1 protein-coding gene and 1 pseudogene are annotated in these 2,462 nt (G+C 44.4%); both read left to right on the plus strand.

Annotated features, from left to right (window positions below; translation table 11 throughout):
- Nucleotides 1-71 precede the first annotated feature (71 nt).
- Nucleotides 72-992 carry a hypothetical protein gene (locus tag ACKI5B_RS11030; protein WP_407428711.1) on the plus strand — a complete coding sequence of 307 codons (921 nt, stop codon included), beginning with the start codon at nucleotides 72-74 and terminating at the stop codon, nucleotides 990-992.
- Between the two features lie 33 nt (nucleotides 993-1,025).
- Nucleotides 1,026-2,462, plus strand: a pseudogene (locus ACKI5B_RS11035) (transcription elongation factor GreA); the annotation flags it as partial.

Genomic DNA, 2,462 nt, shown 5'->3' on the forward strand with positions numbered 1-2,462 from the left:
AAACTTTGTTCCAATTTTGCCATCATTTATTGACTAAAGATTTCAAAATGATATAATCACTGTTAAGCACTATGGGTTCAGAAGAAGGACTGAGCAAAGCCTACAACTTTCTCGAACAGGGAGATATTCTCCAGGCAAGAAAGATTTTAACAGAACTGCTGCCATACGAACTGGAAGATTCAGAAGTCAACTTCGCCGTATGGTGCTGCTCATTTTGGGCCGCTTACATACGGATCCTTCCAAAACTTGAAGTTGCAGAGCGGGGCGAAAGCCTGATTGCGCAATGGCGTAATTTTATCCCCAACCTAAAACGTCAAAAACCCGTAGAACGAACACTCTTTGCCCTGCAAAAAGGAATTTTTTCATTGGCGCTCAACAGTTTTACAGCCCTGATGGATGACAAATTCCCCCAACAACAGGCAGAGTTAAAGTGCAAGATAGCGTTATGCTACAAAAAGCTCGGTCACTACGAGACAGCACTTGAAACATTAAAGGACAAAAGCATTTTTGCCGAGCGCTCCGCCGCAACTCTTGCTGAAATGGCAGACTGTTACGCCCTCTGTGGCGATGAAAAGCGGGCAAAAGTTCTTTTCCGGGAGGCATTCTTTCTGGATGCCCAGAATGTGGATATTACGCTGCTCGATTCTGAGCTTATCTGCTGCCTCATACGGTTGGTCCAGAAGAAAGGGTACACCGAAGCAGAGCTAAAGGAGTGGATTCCCGTGTACGGAGTTCTTTACGGCATATTCAATGTCAAAAGAGAATTGCACGGAGCTGAATTCGGCATTTTGCGGCAGCGCATATACGCAAGAGAAAACGAGTTGCGGGACCCTGCATGTAACGCAACACTAATCGTTCCTCGGCTTATAAATATGTATTTCTGGTTGATTGATTACTACGTGCGAATTGAAAACGGAAGTGAAAAAATCAACGAGATTTTATTACGGATAAAGCTTCTTGACAGGAATATTTACGACCTGTGCGTAAAATAACTGTTCATCAAGAAAAGACAATAGGAGATTTTTATGTCTGAAGATCTTGTAAAGAAAGTGCAGGACATGCTCAAAGAAGAGACCTGGACTCGTGCTTCAATCAGTAATTACACAAAAAACAATCTGATTGAACTTGCTGGTATCGTTGATGAAGCCAAAAATGAAGGCTGCATCGATGAAGTAAAGGCAATCTGCGACAAACAGCGCGACAGCATTATTGCCTTGTATATCTCCGGCATGCTCAGCTTGAAAAAAGGCTCATTCGACAATCAGGCACTCAACTCTCTTGTGGACATCTTCGAGAAAAACCATAAAGTTCCCGTTGTTATTTATCTGTGTGAGACAATACTTGCAGAAGACGCCACCAACAAATTTGCCCTGCGCACCCTGGCCCGCTGTTACAGCGAAGACAAAGATAATGGCGACAAGGTCTGGGATATTTACGAAAAAATCGTAAAGCTTGATTTTGAAGAAGCTGACATTGCAAAACTGCTTGCAGAGCACTTCGAATCAACAGGAAATACCGACAAAGCCGTCGATTACTACAAAAAAGCCCTGCTCCGCTATGTAAATGCAAAGAACAGCACCGCTTTAAGCGCAGTCTGGACAAAACTCGTTGCCATGGTTCCCCATGAATTCGACTTCTTCATGCTGGTACAGCGCAAGGTTTCCAAAACCATCAGCCCAGAAAAGAGCATTGTGCTGATGCAGGAACTGTACGTATTCTACAAGAGCGAAAACAACTGGGATGTTGCAATTGACCTGCTGAAACGCATATTAACATTAGACCCGAAAGACAACTGGGCCAGAAGAGAAATCAGCGACTGCTTCCGCGCAAAATATGCCGACCACAGCCAGATTGATGAGTATATCCGGAATTCAAACCTCAATCAGAGCTTCCGCAATGTCTGGGAAGCCATCAATGACTTTGAAAAGCATATCGCATTTGATGTGCGGCGCTTCGTATTCCACCGGACCTGGCACGTAGGCATCATTCAAAAAGTTCAGAATGACATCCTGACAATCAAATTCGGCGGAGTAAAAGAGCCGAAGGAAATGAGCCTGAAAATGGCAATTGATGCCCTGCAGCCCCTGTCACGGGAGCATATCTGGGTAATAAAAGCCACCACAAAATCAAAAAGCGGCGGATTCAGCAACAAAGAAGGCATGATTAAGAAAATCAAGACTGACAAAGCCTGGACGCTGAAAACAATCATCAAAAGCTTCAACAACAGCTGCGACCTTAAGCGGATTAAAGCCGAGCTGGTACCTTCTTTGCTCACCCCCGGTGAGTGGACCAGCTGGAACACCGCAGCAAAAAAAGTACTGGAGTCTGATTCAACATTCAGCGTAAATCAGAACAACATCAACGAATACATCGTCCGGGAACATGAAATCACTGCAGAAGAAAAACTGAGCGAAGAATTCAAGGCTCAGAAACAGTTCTTCCCCCGCGTTGATATCATCATG

Origin of the sequence: Treponema sp., assembly GCF_045657965.1 — a bacterium.
GTDB lineage: Bacteria > Spirochaetota > Spirochaetia > Treponematales > Treponemataceae > Treponema_D.